Origin of the sequence: Zhengella sp. (assembly GCF_041397485.1) — a bacterium.
Taxonomy (GTDB): Bacteria; Pseudomonadota; Alphaproteobacteria; order Rhizobiales; family Rhizobiaceae; genus Zhengella.
Genome location: NZ_JAWKWO010000003.1, coordinates 582,530 through 600,438 on the forward strand (window position 1 = coordinate 582,530; position 17,909 = coordinate 600,438).

At 64.4% G+C, this 17,909-nt stretch carries 20 protein-coding genes; 14 read left to right on the forward strand and 6 right to left on the reverse strand.

Annotation, left to right across the window (positions count from 1 at the left end; all coding sequences use genetic code 11):
• The first annotated feature begins 139 nt into the window (after positions 1–139).
• The 5 genes from R3D65_RS12405 (at position 140) to R3D65_RS12425 (ending at position 2,926) form a co-directional block, all read left to right on the forward strand.
• A complete protein-coding gene (locus R3D65_RS12405; RefSeq protein WP_371275532.1) occupies positions 140–607 on the forward strand; it encodes a hypothetical protein in 468 nt (155 codons plus the stop codon).
• Between the two features lie 63 nt (positions 608–670).
• Positions 671–1,045: a hypothetical protein gene (locus R3D65_RS12410; RefSeq protein ID WP_371275533.1), complete on the forward strand. Its 375-nt coding sequence runs from the start codon at positions 671–673 to the stop codon at positions 1,043–1,045.
• On the forward strand, positions 1,042–1,539 hold the full coding sequence (locus tag R3D65_RS12415; RefSeq protein WP_371275534.1) for a hypothetical protein: 498 nt from the start codon (positions 1,042–1,044) through the stop codon (positions 1,537–1,539). The genes R3D65_RS12410 and R3D65_RS12415 overlap by 4 nt, the downstream gene beginning before the upstream one ends.
• 79 nt (positions 1,540–1,618) lie before the next feature.
• Positions 1,619–2,488 (forward strand): alpha/beta hydrolase, encoded by an 870-nt coding sequence (locus R3D65_RS12420; protein ID WP_371275535.1) that lies wholly within the window; start codon positions 1,619–1,621, stop codon positions 2,486–2,488.
• Positions 2,489–2,506: 18 nt separating this feature from the next.
• The gene (locus R3D65_RS12425) at positions 2,507–2,926 is read left to right on the forward strand and encodes a DUF1330 domain-containing protein (protein WP_371275536.1); all 420 of its coding nucleotides are present in this window, start codon (positions 2,507–2,509) and stop codon (positions 2,924–2,926) included.
• A 48-nt stretch (positions 2,927–2,974) separates the two neighbouring features.
• Here R3D65_RS12425 and R3D65_RS12430 read toward each other — a convergent pair whose 3' ends face one another.
• The 6 genes from R3D65_RS12430 to R3D65_RS12455 all read right to left on the reverse strand — a co-directional run bounded on the left by R3D65_RS12430 (position 2,975) and on the right by R3D65_RS12455 (position 8,953).
• On the reverse strand, positions 2,975–4,033 hold the full coding sequence (locus tag R3D65_RS12430; protein ID WP_371275537.1) for a DUF1176 domain-containing protein: 1,059 nt from the start codon (positions 4,031–4,033) through the stop codon (positions 2,975–2,977).
• 352 nt (positions 4,034–4,385) lie between these two features.
• Positions 4,386–4,529 (reverse strand): DUF3563 family protein, encoded by a 144-nt coding sequence (locus R3D65_RS12435; RefSeq protein ID WP_371275538.1) that lies wholly within the window; start codon positions 4,527–4,529, stop codon positions 4,386–4,388.
• Positions 4,530–4,698: 169 nt separating this feature from the next.
• Entirely contained in the window at positions 4,699–6,426 is a 1,728-nt protein-coding gene (locus tag R3D65_RS12440) for an AMP-binding protein (RefSeq protein ID WP_371275539.1), read from the reverse strand.
• Positions 6,427–6,568: 142 nt separating this feature from the next.
• Positions 6,569–7,405 (reverse strand): shikimate dehydrogenase, encoded by an 837-nt coding sequence (locus tag R3D65_RS12445; RefSeq protein ID WP_371275540.1) that lies wholly within the window; start codon positions 7,403–7,405, stop codon positions 6,569–6,571.
• A 26-nt stretch (positions 7,406–7,431) separates the two neighbouring features.
• The gene (gene aroQ, locus R3D65_RS12450) at positions 7,432–7,869 is read right to left on the reverse strand and encodes a type II 3-dehydroquinate dehydratase (protein WP_371275541.1); all 438 of its coding nucleotides are present in this window, start codon (positions 7,867–7,869) and stop codon (positions 7,432–7,434) included.
• A 118-nt stretch (positions 7,870–7,987) separates the two neighbouring features.
• Complete coding sequence (locus tag R3D65_RS12455) at positions 7,988–8,953, reverse strand: LysR family transcriptional regulator (RefSeq protein ID WP_371275542.1); 966 nt, start codon at positions 8,951–8,953, stop codon at positions 7,988–7,990.
• 165 nt (positions 8,954–9,118) lie between these two features.
• Between R3D65_RS12455 and chvE the strand changes: the two genes are divergently transcribed.
• The 9 genes from chvE to R3D65_RS12500 form a co-directional block, all read left to right on the forward strand.
• The gene (gene chvE, locus R3D65_RS12460) at positions 9,119–10,186 is read left to right on the forward strand and encodes a multiple monosaccharide ABC transporter substrate-binding protein (RefSeq protein WP_371275543.1); all 1,068 of its coding nucleotides are present in this window, start codon (positions 9,119–9,121) and stop codon (positions 10,184–10,186) included.
• A gap of 92 nt (positions 10,187–10,278) precedes the next feature.
• Positions 10,279–11,814 (forward strand): multiple monosaccharide ABC transporter ATP-binding protein, encoded by a 1,536-nt coding sequence (gene mmsA / locus R3D65_RS12465; RefSeq protein ID WP_371275544.1) that lies wholly within the window; start codon positions 10,279–10,281, stop codon positions 11,812–11,814.
• Between the two features lies 1 nt (position 11,815).
• On the forward strand, positions 11,816–13,066 hold the full coding sequence (gene mmsB, locus R3D65_RS12470) for a multiple monosaccharide ABC transporter permease (RefSeq protein ID WP_371275545.1): 1,251 nt from the start codon (positions 11,816–11,818) through the stop codon (positions 13,064–13,066).
• A 58-nt stretch (positions 13,067–13,124) separates the two neighbouring features.
• Entirely contained in the window at positions 13,125–14,084 is a 960-nt protein-coding gene (locus R3D65_RS12475; RefSeq protein WP_371275546.1) for a Gfo/Idh/MocA family protein, read from the forward strand.
• Positions 14,085–14,089: 5 nt separating this feature from the next.
• Positions 14,090–15,025 (forward strand): 2-dehydro-3-deoxygalactonokinase, encoded by a 936-nt coding sequence (locus R3D65_RS12480; RefSeq protein WP_371275547.1) that lies wholly within the window; start codon positions 14,090–14,092, stop codon positions 15,023–15,025.
• On the forward strand, positions 15,025–15,627 hold the full coding sequence (locus R3D65_RS12485) for a 2-dehydro-3-deoxy-6-phosphogalactonate aldolase (protein WP_371275548.1): 603 nt from the start codon (positions 15,025–15,027) through the stop codon (positions 15,625–15,627). Before R3D65_RS12480 ends, R3D65_RS12485 begins: the two co-directional genes overlap by 1 nt.
• 89 nt (positions 15,628–15,716) lie before the next feature.
• Entirely contained in the window at positions 15,717–16,634 is a 918-nt protein-coding gene (locus tag R3D65_RS12490; RefSeq protein ID WP_371275549.1) for a dihydrodipicolinate synthase family protein, read from the forward strand.
• Between the two features lie 19 nt (positions 16,635–16,653).
• Positions 16,654–17,550, forward strand: a complete 897-nt coding sequence (locus tag R3D65_RS12495) for an SMP-30/gluconolactonase/LRE family protein (protein ID WP_371275550.1) — start codon at positions 16,654–16,656, stop codon at positions 17,548–17,550.
• Positions 17,551–17,575: 25 nt separating this feature from the next.
• Positions 17,576–17,909: aldehyde dehydrogenase family protein (locus R3D65_RS12500; protein ID WP_371275551.1), on the forward strand; the 334-nt coding region annotated here is incomplete at its 3' end.

Below are 17,909 nucleotides of genomic sequence, written 5' to 3' on the forward strand. Positions count from 1 at the left end.
ACGGCTTCGTGCAGGCAGGGTTACAGGTAAAGTGAAGACGTCCGGCGACAAGCCGGGCCCGATTCATGGCGCCGACTCCTATGCCGTCAACAATCCCGGCATACCGGGATGCCCGCAAGGGCTGTCAAAGGAGTATAAAATGAAGTCTTTCCAGAAAATTCTCGTTGCTGCAGCGGTTCTGGCACCTGTCCAGTCTTTCGCGGCGTCCGGCGATGTTCCGTTCAACGGTACGATTGTCGATACCTGTGTCATCACGGTCGGCTCCGGCGGTACGATCACGCCGAATTCCGCCTATACCGTGTTGAGCTCGAAAGAGGCGGGCGGCACCTCGGGCCGGGCTGCGCTGCTGGTGACCGGCAATTCCTATTCGGTGACCGCCGAAGCGCCAACGGCCTGGTCGACGGCGCCTGCTTCCGCTTCGTCGGCGACGTTCGCCTCCGAATATGACCTGTCGGGCGCGAACACGGCCGCCAATGTTACCGGGTCCACGGCGACGCGACTGGCCAACGGCACGACGAATGTCAATGTCGACCTGACCGCCACACTGCCGTCCGGAAACTACGAGGCCGGCAATTATCGCGCGGTCGTCGTGTTGCGCTGCGAGTAAGCGTCTGACCGGGGCGAAGACGCCCGAACAGGATCGAGGACAATCATGACCACATCCAGACTGTTGACCGGCGTCTTCGCGCTGGCGCTGTTGCCGTGCGCGGCCGCAGCCCAATCCATGTCGCCGATGCGCGCCGAAGTTCAGAGTTTCACCGACTCCTTCGCTGTGCGTGTCTATCCGGCGAACCCTTACCAGCACCGGATCCGTATCGAGGTGAAGGTCTATGACCAGAACTTCAGGGAGATCGAGGGTGCGATAGCGTCGCCTTCCGTCTTCACCCTCGGTTCGCGGTTTGCCCGTCCGGTCACCGTGATGGTGCCGTTCGACGGCGAGGCGCAACGCAAGGTCCGGATCTGTACCGAATCCGTTCCTTTTCCGGGGCAGACCACAACCATCAAGGCACAAATATGCGGAAAATTTCTTGGCAAACGGCTTTGACAAGCGCGGCCACGGGGCTGCTTGCGCTTTGCGTGCAGCCCGCATGGGCCGATGACGTCAATTACATCTCTCAGAACATCCAGGGCTTCAACCTGCCGGGTGTGCAGCTTCCGCAAGGGGCGGACGAGGTGCGCGCGGCGGACGGAACGACCTGCCGCTCGGCGGTGTCGGGAAATGGCGCCTATCTCGATGTCGGCGTCATCGGTACGCCGAAGTCGTCGGGGGCGGGCGGTTCCACGGCATCGGCCTATGGGCGGATCGTCATTCCGCTGAGCCGCAGCCCCAAGCGCCTCGACTGCTCGCAGCTCTATGCGCTGGAAGTGGAGCGGTTGAAGATGGAGCTTCGCCTGATGCAGATGGGCCTCGGCACCCAGGCGGCGGCAACCGATCCGGTCACCACTGCGTCGACGGAAGGCAAAGGTCGTTTGAACGGCAAGGCCGGGGGCGGCTCGTCGTGGGCCGATGAAGGCTGGACGACGAAGGGGCGGCAATGAGTTCGGGAATGGCGCTTGCAGCGGAAACAGCGGCGCGGGGGTGTTGCATCGGCAATCGCCTTTGGTTCAACATGCCGCCATGGTTCGCGCTGCCTTCCTTGCCACTGTCCTGTGCCTTGCTTCCGTTCTTCCGGCCGGCGCGCTGGAACTCGCGCCACACAAGGACCGGCTGTTTGCCTATCCGGCATTGCTGGAGGGCAGCGCGCCGCCGGCCTATCGCATTGTCGATTACCGGGAGATGCGTGATATCAACGGGCGCGACGCGGTCCCCGAACGGCGGGTGAAGGACGAGTATGTCTCTCTTTCCTTCGCCAGCCAGCGGGCCGATCTCGTGCTCAAGACCGGGGGGCTGTCGATTGCCCATGTCGCGGCCGGGCGGCGCAGCAAGGCAAGCCTGGTCGTCATCTACCTGCACGGGCAGGGCGGCACCCGCATCCAGGGCGTTGCCGACTACACGTTCGGCGGCAATTTCAACCGGGTCCAGAACCTGGTGACAGCGGCCGGCGGGCTTTATCTTTCCCTCGATCTTTCCGATTTCGAGAGCCGCGGCGCGGCAGAGGTCAAGGCGCTGGCAGACCACTATCTCCAGGCCTCGCCGGGCGCGCGCGTTTTTCTTGCCTGCGGTTCCATGGGCGGGCAATTGTGCTGGCGGCTGGCCCGCGACGGCGAGGTGGTTCGCCGCATGGGCGGGATGATGTTGCTGGGCTCCATGTGGGACGATGCGTTCACGGGCAGTGCGGCCTTTCGCGCGCGTGTGCCGGTTCTTTTCGGACATGGCAGCCGCGACACGGTCTTTCCCGTCGAACGCCAGGAAGCCTTTTTCCGCTCGATCCTGAAGACGGCACCGGACTATCCGGCCCGCTTCGTGCGTTTCGAAACGGGTACGCATGGCACGCCCATCCGCATGACGGACTGGCGGGAAACACTGAACTGGATGCTGAACAACTGATCCCCGGGAGGACATGACATGACGGGCCATATCGACCCTGCGCGCGAAACCTTTGGCGAATTCCGCCGCATGGACCGGGAGGGTCCGATTCACATGCTCAACCTCGTGCGCCTGCGCGACGAGGCCGCCTATCCCGATGGCCGCGCGGCAACGGGGGCAGAAGCCTATGCCGCCTATGGCCGGGAAAGCGGGCCGATCTTCCGGGGTGTCGGCGGCCGCATCGCGTGGAGCGGGGCGTTCGAATTGATGCTGATCGGCCCGGCCGAGGAGCGCTGGGATATCTGTTTCATCGCAGAATACCCGTCCGTTCAGGCCTTCGTGGACATGGTGAAGAACCCGGACTACCAGAAGGCGGTGGTTCACCGGCAGGCGGCCGTGCTCGATTCACGCCTCATACGGCTGGAGCCGCGCCATTCCGGCGAAGGTTTCGGAGAGTGAATTCGCGAATCCCTGCAAAAGGTTGTAGCCGGTTGCGAAGATTCTGAATCAGGGTGCGGAATCCTTGTCGAAAACAAGGATTCCGTCATCCGCTTCGTCCATCGTCGGGTCCACCTCGTAGCGGACCAGCGTGAAGTCGCCGTCACGGAAGATCCATTTCCCTGATGACCAGGCATCGCCCAGGCCGCGCCATTTGGCAAAGGACGTGATCGAGAGCGTTTGCGGATCGTATTGCGCGTTGATGAGTTGCGTGACGGCCTTGTAGCCGATGACCTGCATGGAATCGAGTTCGGCGGACCCGGCATCGAGGTAGCGGATGTCGAGTTCCGGTTCCGCGAAGGCAAGCGCGCGCAGCCCCTCTGTCTCGTCCCGCAGATAGAAGACATCGACGATGTTGTAGGCAGCGTGGCGGCAGGTGAAGCCATAGAGCCAGGCGCGCCGCCTGGGTGCGTCGGCCGCATCGCTGATGTGGTTGTATTCGATCGGCCAGACTTGCGGTCCGTCTTGTGACGCCGCCATGTCGCACGCGCCGGCCCATTCGGCTTCGAACCGCTTGCGCACCGCTTCCAGCCGCTGCCGGGCGGCGTCGGGCGGTTCGCCAATGCCACAGGTGGCCGGAACGGCTTCTTCGAAAGGCGCATCCGCGACGGCCAGGCGCGCACCCTCGAAGGCCATTGGCCGGTAGGGCTCGCCCTGGATCTGCGGGTTGGCCAGACGGGCGACATAACAGCCGGAGAAAACCGTTTCGCTGCCATCCGTGCCGATGGCGCGGATGGCGACGGGCACATGCCAGCGGGTGGTGCCGGCGGCCGCATCGGCTTCGGCAGGTCCGGTGCGCACATCGACGGCCCCTGTGCCTTCGAAGCCGGCGACATAGGTGTCGAAATCCGGCGACGGCTTGGTTTCGAAATAGGACCATGCCCGCGCGTATTCCCGGTTTGAGAGCGCGTTGTACAGGCTTTCGACGAGCCGCTCCGGCGTGGATCGGTCGTCGACATAGCCGGCATTGGCGGGCGCGAGCGCCAGCACGGACATTGCCAGGGCAAGGAACGGGGCCAGGGGAAGGAACGGGGTCAGGGCAACGAACGGGCGCGAGGGGCCAAACATGCAAAATCTCCGGTCATCGACCGCAGAAGTGTCAGGCGCGGACCGCGCCTTGGCAAGAGCGCAGGGCGTTTCTTTTTCACGAGGTCGGGAGTGGTGAGGACAAACGAAAACGGCGCCAGCGAGGGAGGAGGTTCGCTGACGCCGCTTTTCGCACACGGCCCTGGGAGGAGGATGGGCCGTCTGGTCTCACCGGCCATGGGAGGAGGATTGGCCGGAGGAGAAGGCTGAAACTTCGACTTGTCGCCGCCGCTTCGTTGTGCTGAATATGCTTATTGTTGTGCATTGCAACAATAGCTGATTGTGCATTGCAGCCATGCGTCAATCGCATGGCTGAATTTCTGGCCTGTCCGGCTTACCAGCCGGAAAAGCGAGCGCGCAGGATTTCGCGCTGACGCCGTTCCAGTTCCGCCAGGGAACCCGATTGGGCGAGCCACGCTTCCTGTGTGGAGCGGGCGCGAGCGGTGGTGAACAGCGATGTAATCCGTTTCATGAGCATGGGATTTCTTCCTTCTCGTTGATGGCGCGGAGATAGCGCTTTTGCTGCGCTGCAACAAGAAGGGTTTCTGCACATCAGCCATGCAAATGCCGCATGACAGTGCATGAAAAACAGGCAGAAACCGGCCCGGTATTCTCACCTGGAACAAGCTGTTCGGGCAGCAGGCGATTCAGCCGTCTTTTGCCAGCATGTCCGTCATCTGGTCGCGCATGATGAATTTCTGCGGTTTGCCCGTGATCGTCATGGGCAATTCTTCCACGATACGGACATGGGCGGGGATCTTGTAATGGGCGATCTGGCCCTGGCAGTAGGCCCTGATCGCCTCCGGCTCGATGGTCTCGCCGGGTGCCGGAATGATCCAGGCGCAGACGATTTCGCCATATTTCTCGTCCGGCACGCCGAAAACCTGTACCGCGCTCACCTTGGGGTGGCGGAAAAGGAATTCCTCGATCTCGCGGGGATAGATGTTCTCGCCGCCACGGATGATCATGTCCTTGACGCGGCCCGTGATCGTGCAGAAGCCTTCCGCGTCAATGCGGGCGAGGTCGCCGGTATGCATCCAGCCGTCGCGGATCGATTCGGCCGTGCGCTCCGGTTCGTCCCAGTAGCCGAGCATGACGGAATAGCCCTTCGTGCACAGTTCACCCTGTTCGCCGACGGGCAGGGTCTCGCCGCTCTCGTTGACGATCCTGACTTCGAGATGCGGATGGATGCGGCCGACGGTGGCGCAGCGCTTGTCGGTCGGATCGTCGACGAAGCTCTGGAAGGAAACCGGCGAGGTTTCGGTCATGCCGTAGCAGATGGTGACTTCCGGCATGTTCATGTCGGCATTGACGCGGCGCATCACCTGTTCGGGGCAGGGCGCGCCGGCCATGACGCCGGTTCGCATGGCGGAAAGATCGCGCGGCTTTGCCTTCAGCGATTCCAGCATGGCGATGAACATGGTCGGCACGCCATAGCAGGCGGTGCATTTTTCCGCTTCCAGCGCATCGAGCGTCGGTTCGGCTTCGAAGCCCTCGCCGGGGAAGATCATGGCCGCACCGTAAGCCACGCAGCCCAGAACGCCCATGACCATGCCGAAGCAATGGTAGAGCGGTACCGGAATGCACAGCCGGTCAGCTTCGGTCAGATTGATCCGGCCGGTGACGAAACGGGCATTGTTGACGATGTTGCGATGGGTGAGCGTCGCGCCCTTCGGTGCGCCAGTGGTGCCGGAGGTGAACTGGATGTTGATGGGATCGTTCGGCGCCAGCGTCGCGGTGATGCCATCGAGGCGCGCCGCCTCGGCCGCCCCGCCCATCGCCATCAGGCGGGGAAAGGGCAGGATGCCGGGGCCGGCGTCGTCGGCCATGGCGATGACCCATTTAAGGTGCGGCAGGTTCTTCGCCTGAAGCCCGCCCGGCTCGCTCGCCGCCAGTTCCGGGGCAAGCGTGCGGAGCATTCCGATATAGTCGGATGTCTTGAAGCGCTCGGCCGTGACCAGTGCCTTGCAGCCGACCTTGTTGAGCGCGAATTCCAGCTCCGAGAGACGGTAGGCCGGATTGATGTTGACGAGGATGAGGCCGATGCGCGCGGTGGCGAATTGCGTCAGCACCCATTCATGGCGATTGGGCGACCAGACCCCGACACGGTCGCCTTTCTCAAGGCCGAGCGCCAGCAAGGCGGCGGCAAGGCGATCGACCTCTTCGGCAAATTGCGACCAGGTGCGGCGGATGCCCTGGGCGCGAAATATGGCCGCTTCGCGATCGGGAAACCGGGCAACCGTCTCGGCCAGCACCTGCGGGATCGTCTTTTCCCAGAGCGGTTCATCGACCGGGCCGATGACATGGGAAATGCCGCCAAGCGGTGCGCCGAAGGGCCGTGCTGCTTCACCCGGTTGCGTGTCGATCTGGTTCATGGGTCTGCCTCCCGTCTGGACCGGACCGGTCGTACCCGGTCTCGATTGGCGTTTTGGCAGGGATGTTGCGATCCGCCGGCCGGGATGTCCAGTGGCGAAAAGGCGAAACCGTACGCGTCTTGCGCTGCGGCCGCCTTGCGCGTCAGTAGCGGATGGTGGCGACGGCGCGCAGTTCGGCGGCCGTGGCCGCGGGAAAGCCGAAGAACTCCAGATAGGCCGGGATTTGCTCGAACAGCATGTCGGTTCCGACCTGGGTCATGCAGCCGCGGGCGCGGGCGGCGGCCAGAAAGGGCGTTTCCTCCTGCTTCATCACCACTTCGCCGACGAAGGTGGACGGCGCGACCCTGTCCATGTCCACCGGAAGCGGATCGCCCTCGTTCATGCCCAGTGGGGTGGCATTGACGACGATGTCGTGGCCGGCCGGATCGCCGGAGCCGGTGGCGACGTCGAGGGCGGGATAATGCGCCTTCAGGCTGGCGGCGAGCCGGTTCGCGCTGTCCTGGCGTGTATCAAGGAGGCAGAGCCGCGCGGCGCCTGCCTTTGCCAGCGATGCCGCAATGGCGGAGCCGACGCCGCCCGAGCCGACGACGAGCGCTGACATGCCCTTGATGACGCGGCCCTTGGCGCGCATGCCGCGCACGAAGCCCTCGCCATCGAACATGTCGCCGATGAGACGCCCGTCCGCGTTGCGGCGCACGGCGTTGCAGGAGCCGCACACCTTCACCGTCGTGCTTGCCTCGTCCAGCAGATCGACCACGGACATCTTGTGCGGCATGGTGATGAGCGCGCCTGCGATGTTGCGCATGCGGAAGACGAGCGGGAGGAAGGCGGCGAAATCCTCCGCTTCGCAGCCCATGGGTACGACCACGGCGTCGATGTCACGGGATTCGAACCACGGATTGTAGATCATCGGCGCCTTGAAGCTTTCGGTCGGCACGCCGAGATGGGCGAGAAAGCGGGTATGTCCTGAAATGACCATGGTGTTCGCTCGTTTCCGGCCGCCGGTCAGCCGAGCAGCGTGCCCATGCGGCGCACCGCCAGTTCGTAGCCCTCGACGCCGAAGCCTGCCATGACCGCATCGGCGCGGTGCGAGACATAGGAGTGGTGGCGGAAGGCTTCGCGCTTGTGAACCTGGGAAATATGGATCTCGATCACCGGACCCTCGAAGGCGTTCAGCGCATCCAGAATGGCCACGGAGGTGTGCGTGAAGGCCGCCGGATTGATGATGATACCGCCTGCCTGTTCGCGGGCCTCGTGGATCCAGTCGATGATCTGATGCTCGGCATTGGATTGCAGCAGGCGGATCTCCAGGCCGAACGACGAGGCGACATCGCGGCAGCGCGCCTCGACATCGGCCAGTGTCTCGCGGCCATAGATCTCGGGCTGGCGCTTGCCGAGCAGGTTCAGGTTGGGACCGTTGAGAATGTAGACGAGCCTGGACAAGGAGCGTGCCTTTCGTTGCCGGGTTTCCTGTTCGCGGCCAAGGCGGCAGCGTCTCGACGGCATAGCCGCAATCGCGCCGGTTTCCAAGACGGGGCACGCACGGTGGCGCCGGCTCGTCTCAGCCGGCGGCCTCGACGGGATAGGCGGCTTCCCCGGTCTCCCCGGCCAGTCCCGCGCGAATGAGATCCCAGAGCCGGGCCGCAAGCGGGCTCGGCGCGTGATTCTTGCGTGCGATCAGGTGATAGGGATTGACGATGATCGGCTCGTCCGGTTCGAGGCGTGCGAAGCCGCTGGCCGCACCGCCGGCGCCGATGAGATCGGCCACTTCCCGCGAAACCGGGGCGATGGCATCGGTGGAGGCCAGGTAGGCGATCATCACCAGCAGCGAGGTGGAATTGACGATCTCGCGCGGCAGGGAAATGCCCTTGGCGATGAAGGCCTCTTCGACGGCCTGGCGCATGGGAGTGTGCGGCGCCTGGATGACCCATTCATAGCCCTCCAGCGCATCGAGGGTCACCGTTCTTGCCCGGTGAAGCGGATGGCCGCGACGAATCATGAAGTGAATGACCTCGACCCGGCCACGGCGGACGATGAACTGGCGGGCATCGGTGCCGGGGGGCACACGCGAGAGAACGAAATCGTAGTCGCCGCGCAACAGGCCGTCGATCAGGACGTCGCTCGGCGCCACATCGATATGGATGTCGGCGCGGTCGGCATCGCGCTTGAGTTGCTGGATGGCGGGCACCACATGGGCCACGGCACCGCCGGTGACGGAGCCGACGCGGATGGTGCCGGCGCGGCCAGCCCCCACCGCCTCCACTTCACGGGCCGTCTGTTCCATGCCGTTGAGCAGGGTGACCGCATTGCGGGCGAGGATTTCGCCCATGGGCGTCACGGACATGCCCTTCGGATGGCGAAGGAAGGCAGGCGCGCCCATGGTGCGCTCAATGGCCGCGAGAAGCCGCGAGGCGGCAGGCTGTGTCATGCCGAGCTGTTCGGCGGCGAGCGCGAGCTGGCCGGTTTCGGCAATGGCCCGGACAAGGCGGAAATCGCGGATCTGAAGGCGGTTGACGAGATTTTGCATTCAACTGCTTATCGGGATTGGTATGCAGATTGTCAATCTGTGCAATTGAAATGCAAGCGGTACGGTCCTTAACCTGCCTGCCGGATCGAAACGGTCCGCCAACATGGCGCGCATGGCTGACCCCATACCAACGGCGGCGCGCGCCGTTCTCTCGGGAGGAATTCGATGAGGAAACTGATTTCCGTCATGGCGTCGCTTGTCGTCGGCGCCAGCGTGCTGGCCGGCCCGGCCATGGCGCAGGACAAGGGTACCGTAGGCATCGCGATGCCGACGAAGTCATCGGCGCGCTGGATTTCCGACGGCGATTCGATGGTCAAGCAATTCCAGGAGGCCGGCTACGAAACCGATCTCCAGTATGCCGAAGACGACATTCCCAACCAGCTCGCCCAGATCGAGAACATGATCACCAAGGGCGTCGATGTGCTGGTGATTGCGGCCATCGACGGCACGACGCTTTCCAATGCGCTGGAGAACGCGGCCGCCTCGGGCATCAAGGTCATCGCCTATGACCGCCTCATCCGCGACAGCGGGAATGTCGACTATTATGCCACGTTCGACAATTTCAAGGTTGGCGTGCAGCAGGCCACCTCGCTGGTCGAGGGGCTGAAGGAACGCTTCCCCGACACCAAGCCATGGAACGTGGAACTGTTCGGCGGCTCGCCGGACGACAACAACGCCTATTTCTTCTACAACGGCGCGATGAGCGTGCTGCAGCCGATGATCGATTCCGGCGATGTGGCCATTCCCTCGGGCCAGACGGGCATGGATACGGTCGGCACACTGCGCTGGGATGGCGCGGTGGCGCAGGCGCGCATGGACAACCTGCTGTCGGCCAACTACACCGACAAGCAGGTGCATGGCGTGCTTTCACCCTATGACGGCCTCTCCATCGGCATCCTGTCCTCGCTCAAGGGCGTGGGCTACGGCTCCGGCGACCTCAAGATGCCGATCGTGACCGGCCAGGATGCGGAAGTGCCTTCGGTCAAGTCGATCCTGGCGGGCGAGCAGTATTCCACGATCTTCAAGGACACCCGCGAACTGGCCCGCGTGACCGTGGGCATGGTGGATGCCCTGCTGCAGGGCAGCGAGCCGGAAATCAACGACACGTCGACCTATGACAACGGCGTCAAGGTGGTTCCCTCCTACCTGCTGGAGCCGGTGGCGGTCGACAAGTCGAACTGGGAGAAGATCCTGATCGATTCCGGTTACTACACCATGGACCAGATCAAGTGACGGCTTCTGCCTGAAGGCATGAAGCGCCCGCGCGGGGGTCTCCTGCGCGGGTTGCCGTCTTGCGGCATCCTCCACAAACCGGGGCTTGAACCATGGCGACGCTGCTCGAAATGCGGTCGATCACCAAGACCTTTCCCGGCGTCAAGGCGCTGGACACGGTGAACCTCACCGTCGAGGAAGGCGAAATCCACGCGCTTGTCGGCGAGAACGGGGCCGGCAAATCCACCCTCATGAAGGTCCTGTCGGGGGTCTATCCGGCCGGCTCCTATGAGGGCGACATCGTCTATGACGGCACGGTCGCCGCCTTTTCCGGCATTGCCGACAGCGAGAATGTCGGCATCATCATCATTCACCAGGAACTGGCGCTGGTGCCGCTGCTCTCGATCGCCGAAAACCTGTTTCTGGGCAACGAGCGCGCCGCTGGCGGCCTGATCGACTGGCGCGAGACCTTCCGGCGCACCGAGGCGCTGCTCCGGAAAGTGGGACTGGCCGAGGCCCCGGGCACGCTGGTGGACAAGCTGGGCGTGGGCAAGCAGCAGCTCGTCGAAATCGCCAAGGCCCTGTCGAAGGACGTGCGGCTGCTGATCCTCGACGAACCGACGGCGGCATTGTCGGAAAGCGACAGCCAGGCGCTGCTCGACCTTCTGCTCGAACTCAAGACGCAGGGCGTCACCTCGATCATCATCAGTCACAAGCTGAACGAGGTGCGCCGCATCGCCGACCGGGTCACCGTGATCCGCGACGGCTCGACGATCTCGACGCTGGACGCCCGGCGCGAGGCGATCACCGAGGACCGAATCGTGCGCGACATGGTGGGACGCGACATGGCGCATCGCTACCCCGAGCGCGAGCGCCGCGCCGGTGACGTGATCTTCGAAGTGCGCAACTGGAATGTCTGGCATCCCGAACATGCCGACCGGCAGGTGATCCGCGATGTCGGCCTGACCGTGAGGGCAGGGGAAGTGGTGGGGATCGCAGGGCTGATGGGCGCCGGACGCACCGAACTTGCGATGAGCGTTTTCGGGCGCTCCTACGGGCGCAACATTTCCGGCGATGTGCTGATCCGCGGCAAGCCCGTGGACGTTTCGAGGGTGGACCGGGCGATCTCCGCGGGCCTTGCCTATGTCACCGAGGACCGCAAGTCGCTCGGCCTCGTGCTCGACGAGACCATCCAGCGCAACATCACGCTGACCAACCTGCCGGCGGTCTCGAGCAACGGCGTCATCTCGGAATCGTCCGAAACGCGGGTCGCGGAGAAATATCGCGGCGCGATGAACATCCGCACGCCGTCGGTCTTCCAGAAGGTGGTCAACCTTTCGGGCGGCAACCAGCAGAAGGTCGTGCTGTCGAAATGGCTGTTCGCGGAACCGGACGTGCTGATCCTCGACGAGCCGACGCGCGGCATCGATGTCGGCGCCAAATTCGAGATCTACAGCATCATCAACGAGCTGTCGGCGCAGGGCAAGGGTGTGCTGATGATCTCGTCGGAAATGCCGGAAATGCTGGGCATGTGCGACCGCATCTATGTCATGAACGAGGGCGAATTCGTGGGCGAACTGAGCACCGCGGAGGCCAGCCAGGAGCGTATCATGTCGCTCATCGTCACGGAAGAACGGGAGGCAGTTTGAAATGGACGCGGTTCACGAATCCGGCGGCGAGACTGGCATGGCGAAGGGCAAGCCCCCGGGTATCGGCGCCTATCTCGTCAGGCACATGCGCGAATACGGACTGCTCTTCGCGCTCATCGCCATCATGGTGTTCTTCCAGATCGTGACGGACGGCACGCTGCTGCGGCCGGTGAACATCACGAACCTGCTGCTGCAGAACTCCTACATCGTCATCATGGCGCTCGGCATGCTGATCGTCATCGTGTCGGGCAATATCGACCTGTCGGTCGGCTCGGTGATGGGCTTCATCGGCGCGCTGGCGGCGGTGATGATCGTCAATTTCGATCAGCCGGTGTCGGTCACGATCATCACCTGCATCGTTGCGGGCGGACTCATCGGCGCGGCCCAGGGCTATTGGGTGGCCTATTGGAAAATCCCCTCCTTCATCGTGACGCTGGCGGGCATGCTGGTCTTTCGCGGGCTGTCGCTCTGGCTTCTGGAGGGCCAGTCGGTCGGCCCCTTCCCGCGGGAATTCCAGGTGATCGCCAACGGCTTCGTTCCGGACATCTTCCCGGCGGGACTGGGCGAGACGCTGGCGGGAATTTTCGATGCCCGCAAGGTCAATGTGCTGGCACTGTTTTCCGGCGCCGCCATCGTCGCGGTGATCCTGTGGCTGGGCATGCGCCAGCGCGCGCGCAACAAGGCTTACGGCATCGAGGACGAACCGCGCAGCTTCTTCATCGCGCGCAATGCCATCGTCGCGTTCGCGCTGATCTTCATCATGTACAAGCTGTCGACCTTCCGGGGCCTGCCGAACGTGCTGCTCACCATGGGCGTGCTGACGATCATCTATGCCTTCATCACGGAAAAGACGGTGATCGGGCGGCGGGTCTACGCGCTGGGCGGCAACGAGAAGGCGGCCAAGCTTTCGGGCATCAAAACCGAGCGGCTGACCTTCCTGGCCTTTGTCAACATGGGTGTTCTGGCGGCCATTGCCGGCCTCGTCTTCGCGGCGCGCTTGAACACCGCAACGCCGAAGGCCGGTTTCGCACTGGAACTGGACGTGATCGCGGCCGTTTTCATCGGCGGGGCTTCCATGTCCGGCGGTGTGGGAACGATCATCGGCGCGGTGGTGGGCGCCTTCCTGATGGGCGTGCTCAACAACGGCATGTCGATCATGGGCATCGGTATCGATTACCAGCAGATGATCAAGGGCCTCGTGCTGCTCGCAGCCGTCATCTTCGACGTCTACAACAAGCAGAAACAGGGCTGACGGGAACGCGCCGCTGGCGGGTCCGGCGGAGCGGTGCCGAATTGCAAGGGAAATTCGCATGAGCATGAAGATCGCCCTCCTGGGCGTCGGCAAGATCGCCCGCGACCAGCATGTGCCGATGATCGCGGCCTCGCCGGAGTGGGAACTGGCGGCAACCTTCTCGCGGGAAGGCGAGGTCGACGGTGTGCCGTCCTATCGTGATTTCGGGCGCCTGCTGGAAGAGCGTCCGGACATTGGCACGGTGTCGCTCTGCCTTCCGCCGGTGCCGCGTTTTGCCTATGCGGCGCAGGCGATCAGGGCCGGGCGAAACGTGATGCTGGAAAAGCCGCCGGGCGCGTCGCTGTCGGAAGCGCATGTGCTGGAAGCCATGGCGCGCGAGGCCTCTGTCTCGATCTATGCCACCTGGCATTCGCGCGAAGCGGCCATGGTGGCGCCTGCCAAGGCGTGGCTGAAGGGCAAGCGGCTGAAAAGCCTCAAGGTCATCTGGAAAGAGGATGTGCGGCGGTGGCATCCGGGCCAGGCATGGATCTGGCAGGCGGGCGGGCTCGGCGTGTTCGATCCGGGCATCAATGCGCTCTCCATCGTCACGGAGATCCTGGACAAGCCGATCCATGTGACGGGCGGCGAGCTGTTCTTTCCGGAAAATTGCGAGACGCCGATTGCGGCAAATGTAGCATTTCACCATCCCGATGGAACAGTGACGGCGGAACTCGATTTCAGGCAGGAGGGCGAGCAGATCTGGACCATGGAGGTCGAAACGGACCAGGGCTCGCTGGTCCTGTCGGAAGGCGGGGCAAAGCTTGCCATCGACGGCAATCTCCAGGCTTCATCGGCGGTGCTTGAGGAAACTGACGATGGGAGCAATCCGCTGCTGGGCGGTGAATATGCCCGGCTTTATGCCAGGATGGCGGCGCTGGTGCGTTCCGGCGGCATCGACATGGATCTCTCGCCGATGGCGCATGTGGCCGATGCCTTCCTGCTTGGCCGGCGCGTGACCGTCGAACCCTTTTTCGAGTGAGGACAATGGCACAGACAGGCGCCATCGGGGATCTGGACTGGATCGGGGTGGACTGGGGCACCAGTTCGCTGCGGGTCTGGGCGCTGGACGCGAAAGGCCGTGTGCTGGACCGCGTTGCGTCAGCCGACGGCATGGGCACGCTTTCCGGGCCGGATGCCTACGAGGCGGCGCTGCTTCGCCTTGCCGGGGGCTGGCTCGGCGGGCGCGACATGCCGGTGCCGGTGATCGTATGCGGCATGGCGGGGGCGCGCCAGGGCTGGCGCGAGGCCGATTATCGCAGGGCGCCGTGCCGGCCTGCCGGCGCAACGGGGCTGACTGCCGTGCCCACGCGCGACAGCCGGCTCATGGTGAAGATCATACCCGGCATTTGCCAGGATGATCCGGCGGACGTGATGCGCGGCGAGGAAACGCAACTGGCGGGACTCGTTTCCGCCATCGGGGTCAGCGACGGCATCGTCTGCATGCCGGGCACGCACAGCAAATGGGTGCGGCTGGCCAACGGCCGGGTGACGGCGTTCTCGACCGTCATGACCGGTGAAATCCATGCCTTGATGGCCGAACGATCCGTTCTGCGCCATTCCCTGGGCGGGGACAGGCATGACGACGATGCCTTCGCCGCCGCCGTTGACGAGATGATCGCCGCGCCGGGAAGCCTGACGGCGGCCCTGTTCTCGGTCCGCGCTTCGGCCCTGCTCGACGGCGTCTCACCGGCGGTATGCCGGGCTCGCCTTTCCGGTCTGCTGATCGGCGCGGAACTCGCCGCGATGCGTGACTACTGGAAGGCCGGTACCGTTCATGTGGTCGGTGCCGGCCGGCTCGTTGCCCGTTATGCGGCGGCGATGGACATTGCCGGCGCGACAGCCGTGCCGGAAGATGGCGAGGCGCTGACGCTGGCCGGCCTTGCAGCCGTTCGGGCCGGGCTTGATGAGGGCATGGGCTGATGCGCAAGCTTGTTGCGATCCTGAGGGGCGTTCGCCCCGAGCAGGCTACCGGGATCGGCGCGGCGCTGGTCGAGGCCGGCATCGCCATGATCGAAGTGCCGCTCAACTCACCCGGGCCGCTCAACAGCATCGCGCGGCTGGCCGATGCCTTTGGCGACAGGGCCCTGATCGGCGCGGGAACCGTGCTGACGCGCGAGCAGGTGGACCATGTGCGCGAGGCGGGCGGGCGGCTCGTCGTCTCGCCCAATTGCGAAGCGCCGGTGATCGCGCGGACGCTGGAACATGGCATGGTTTCCATGCCGGGCGCCTTCACGCCGACGGAATGCTTTGCCGCGATCCACGCGGGCGCAAAAGCGATCAAGCTGTTCCCTGCCTCGCTTGCCGGGCCGGCTGGGCTGAAGGCGATCAAGGCGGTGCTGCCGCCCGATGTCGAGGTCTTCGCGGTCGGTGGCGCATCGGCGGACAATTTCGGCGACTGGCTGGCGGCCGGTGCGGCCGGTTTCGGCTTGGGAACCGCGCTCTATTCGCCGGGCGACGATGCCGCGACCGTTGGCGAACGGGCGCGGGCCATTGTCGCCGCCTATGACGGTGCGGTGCGATGAGCCTTCCCTGCCGGCAGAACCGCCTGGCGACCAGTCCCTTGCTGCCGTCGATGCGCTGGCGGCACCTTCATCCAGAAAGGACATGACAGATGAAAACCCCGCTTTCCGGCATTCTCCCGGTTGCGCCCACACCCTTTCACGACGACGGAAGCCTCGATATCGAGGGCATGAAGCGGGTCATCGACTGCATGATCGACCAGGGCGTCGACGCGATCTGCATCCTGGCCAACTATTCCGAGCAGTTCCTGTTGTCCGATGAGGAACGCGCCACCGTCATGAAGGCGAGCCTGGAGCATGCGGCCGGCCGCGTGCCGGTGATCGTGACGATCAGCCATTTCTACACGGATATCGTGGTTCGCAGGGCACGCGACGCGCAGGCCATGGGCGCGGCCATGGTGATGATGATGCCGCCTTATCACGGCGTCGGCCTGGTCCCGTCTCCGCAGGGAATCCATGAGCATTTCCAAGCGGTCAGCGATGCGATCTCCATTCCCATCATGGTGCAGGATGCGCCGCTTTCGGGCGCGCCCCTGCCGGTCGACCTGCTGGTGCGCATGGCCCGCGAGCTGGAAAACGTTTCCTATTTCAAGATCGAGGTGCCGTTTGCCGCCGACAAGCTGGCGGCGTTGATCGAGGCGGGCGGCGAGCACATCGTCGGGCCGTTCGACGGCGAGGAAGCGGTGACGCTGCTGGCGGATCTGGATGCCGGCTGCACGGGCACGATGACCTCGGCCATGTTCCCCGACAGGATCAAGCCGATCGTCACGGAACACCTGGCGGGCAACCTCGACGCGGCGCTTGAACACTGGACGCGCTGCCTGCCGCTCATCAACCACGAGAACCGGCAATGCGGGCTTCGTGCCGCCAAGGTGGTGATGAAGGAGGGCGGGGTGATCGGCTCGGACCATGTCCGCCATCCGCTCAAGCCGATGTCGGCGCGCACGCGCGAGCGCCTGCTGCATCTGGCGCGCGATCTCGACATTCTCGCGCTCAAGTGGGGCAAGTGACGCGAAGCGGGGAACCAGGATGACCATCGTCAAGGCGAATACGGTGAAGCTGACATCGGACTGTTGCGAACTGGGCGAGGGGCCACATTACGACCGCGCCCGCGACACCGCCTACTGGTTGGACATTGTCGGATGCAAGCTGCACGAGCACCGGTTCGCCACCGGGCAGACGGTCACCCATTGCTTGCCGCGCATGGGATCGGTGGTCGCGCGTATCGACGGCGGCCGCCAGATGCTGGCCATGGAGGACGGGCTCTATGTGCGCGACATGGCGTCGGGCGCACTCGGCCTGCTGGTCGCACTGGAGGCCGACAAACCCGCCAACCGCTCCAATGACGGGCGGGTGCATCCTTCCGGCCGGTTGTGGATCGGCACCATGAGCAAGACGGCCGAACGGGCGGCCGGCGCGATCTACTGGTCGGACGGGCGCGAGGTGCAAAAGCTCTGGGACGGGATCTCGATTCCCAATTCCATCTGCTTTTCGCGCGACGGCACGGTGGGCCATTTCGCCGATACGGGGGCCAACAAGGTCTGGCGCGTCGCGCTCGATCCGGCCACCGGCCTGCCGCGGGGCGCGCCGGAACTGTTCCTCTCCGGCGCTGACCTGCCGCTGGGGGGCTGGTTCGACGGCTCGGTCATGGATGGCGACGGGGTAATGTGGAACGCGGCCTGGGGCGGCGGCTCGGTTTCGGGTTTCGCGCCCGACGGCAGCCTGGTCGCAACCTACGAATTGCCGGCCGGCCAGACGAGCTGTCCGTGCTTCGTGGGGACGGATTTCGATCGCCTGCTTGTGACGACAGCCTGGCAGGGTTATTCCGAGGCGAAGCGCGCCGCGGATCCGGGAGCGGGTTTCACCTATCTCGTCGACGGACATTTCAATGGCATGGCGGATGCCGAATTCCGCCTCGATGCGTGACACGCAAAGACAGGGAAAATTTCATATGCTGACAGGCAAACATCTCGTTGCCGGCGACTGGGTCGCCACTGAAACCACGTTCACCTCGGAGCCGGCGCACGGGCCGGCGCATGACTTCGCCGTGGGCACGCCCGATCTGGTCGATCGCGCGGCAAAGGCGGCTGAAGAGGCCTTCTGGTCCTACGGCTATTCGACGCGTGAAGAGCGCGCCGCCTTCCTCAACGCCATCGCCGACGAGATCGAGGCGCGCGGCGCGGCCATCACGGAAATCGGGACGCAGGAAACCGGCCTGCCGGCAGCCCGTCTCAACGGCGAGCGGGGGCGCACGACCGGCCAGCTTCGCCTGTTCGCTTCCCACA

Coding starts and splice junctions, on each gene's coding strand:
- R3D65_RS12405 (WP_371275532.1), top strand. CDS start 140: ATGAAGTCTTTCCAGAAAATTCTCGTTGCTGCAGCGGTTCTGGCACCT.
- R3D65_RS12420 (WP_371275535.1), top strand. CDS start 1,619: ATGGTTCGCGCTGCCTTCCTTGCCACTGTCCTGTGCCTTGCTTCCGTT.
- R3D65_RS12425 (WP_371275536.1), top strand. CDS start 2,507: ATGACGGGCCATATCGACCCTGCGCGCGAAACCTTTGGCGAATTCCGC.
- R3D65_RS12430 (WP_371275537.1), bottom strand. CDS start 4,033: ATGTTTGGCCCCTCGCGCCCGTTCGTTGCCCTGACCCCGTTCCTTCCC.
- R3D65_RS12435 (WP_371275538.1), bottom strand. CDS start 4,529: ATGCTCATGAAACGGATTACATCGCTGTTCACCACCGCTCGCGCCCGC.
- R3D65_RS12440 (WP_371275539.1), bottom strand. CDS start 6,426: ATGAACCAGATCGACACGCAACCGGGTGAAGCAGCACGGCCCTTCGGC.
- R3D65_RS12445 (WP_371275540.1), bottom strand. CDS start 7,405: ATGGTCATTTCAGGACATACCCGCTTTCTCGCCCATCTCGGCGTGCCG.
- R3D65_RS12455 (WP_371275542.1), bottom strand. CDS start 8,953: ATGCAAAATCTCGTCAACCGCCTTCAGATCCGCGATTTCCGCCTTGTC.
- chvE (WP_371275543.1), top strand. CDS start 9,119: ATGAGGAAACTGATTTCCGTCATGGCGTCGCTTGTCGTCGGCGCCAGC.
- mmsA (WP_371275544.1), top strand. CDS start 10,279: ATGGCGACGCTGCTCGAAATGCGGTCGATCACCAAGACCTTTCCCGGC.
- mmsB (WP_371275545.1), top strand. CDS start 11,816: ATGGACGCGGTTCACGAATCCGGCGGCGAGACTGGCATGGCGAAGGGC.
- R3D65_RS12475 (WP_371275546.1), top strand. CDS start 13,125: ATGAGCATGAAGATCGCCCTCCTGGGCGTCGGCAAGATCGCCCGCGAC.
- R3D65_RS12480 (WP_371275547.1), top strand. CDS start 14,090: ATGGCACAGACAGGCGCCATCGGGGATCTGGACTGGATCGGGGTGGAC.
- R3D65_RS12485 (WP_371275548.1), top strand. CDS start 15,025: ATGCGCAAGCTTGTTGCGATCCTGAGGGGCGTTCGCCCCGAGCAGGCT.
- R3D65_RS12490 (WP_371275549.1), top strand. CDS start 15,717: ATGAAAACCCCGCTTTCCGGCATTCTCCCGGTTGCGCCCACACCCTTT.
- R3D65_RS12495 (WP_371275550.1), top strand. CDS start 16,654: ATGACCATCGTCAAGGCGAATACGGTGAAGCTGACATCGGACTGTTGC.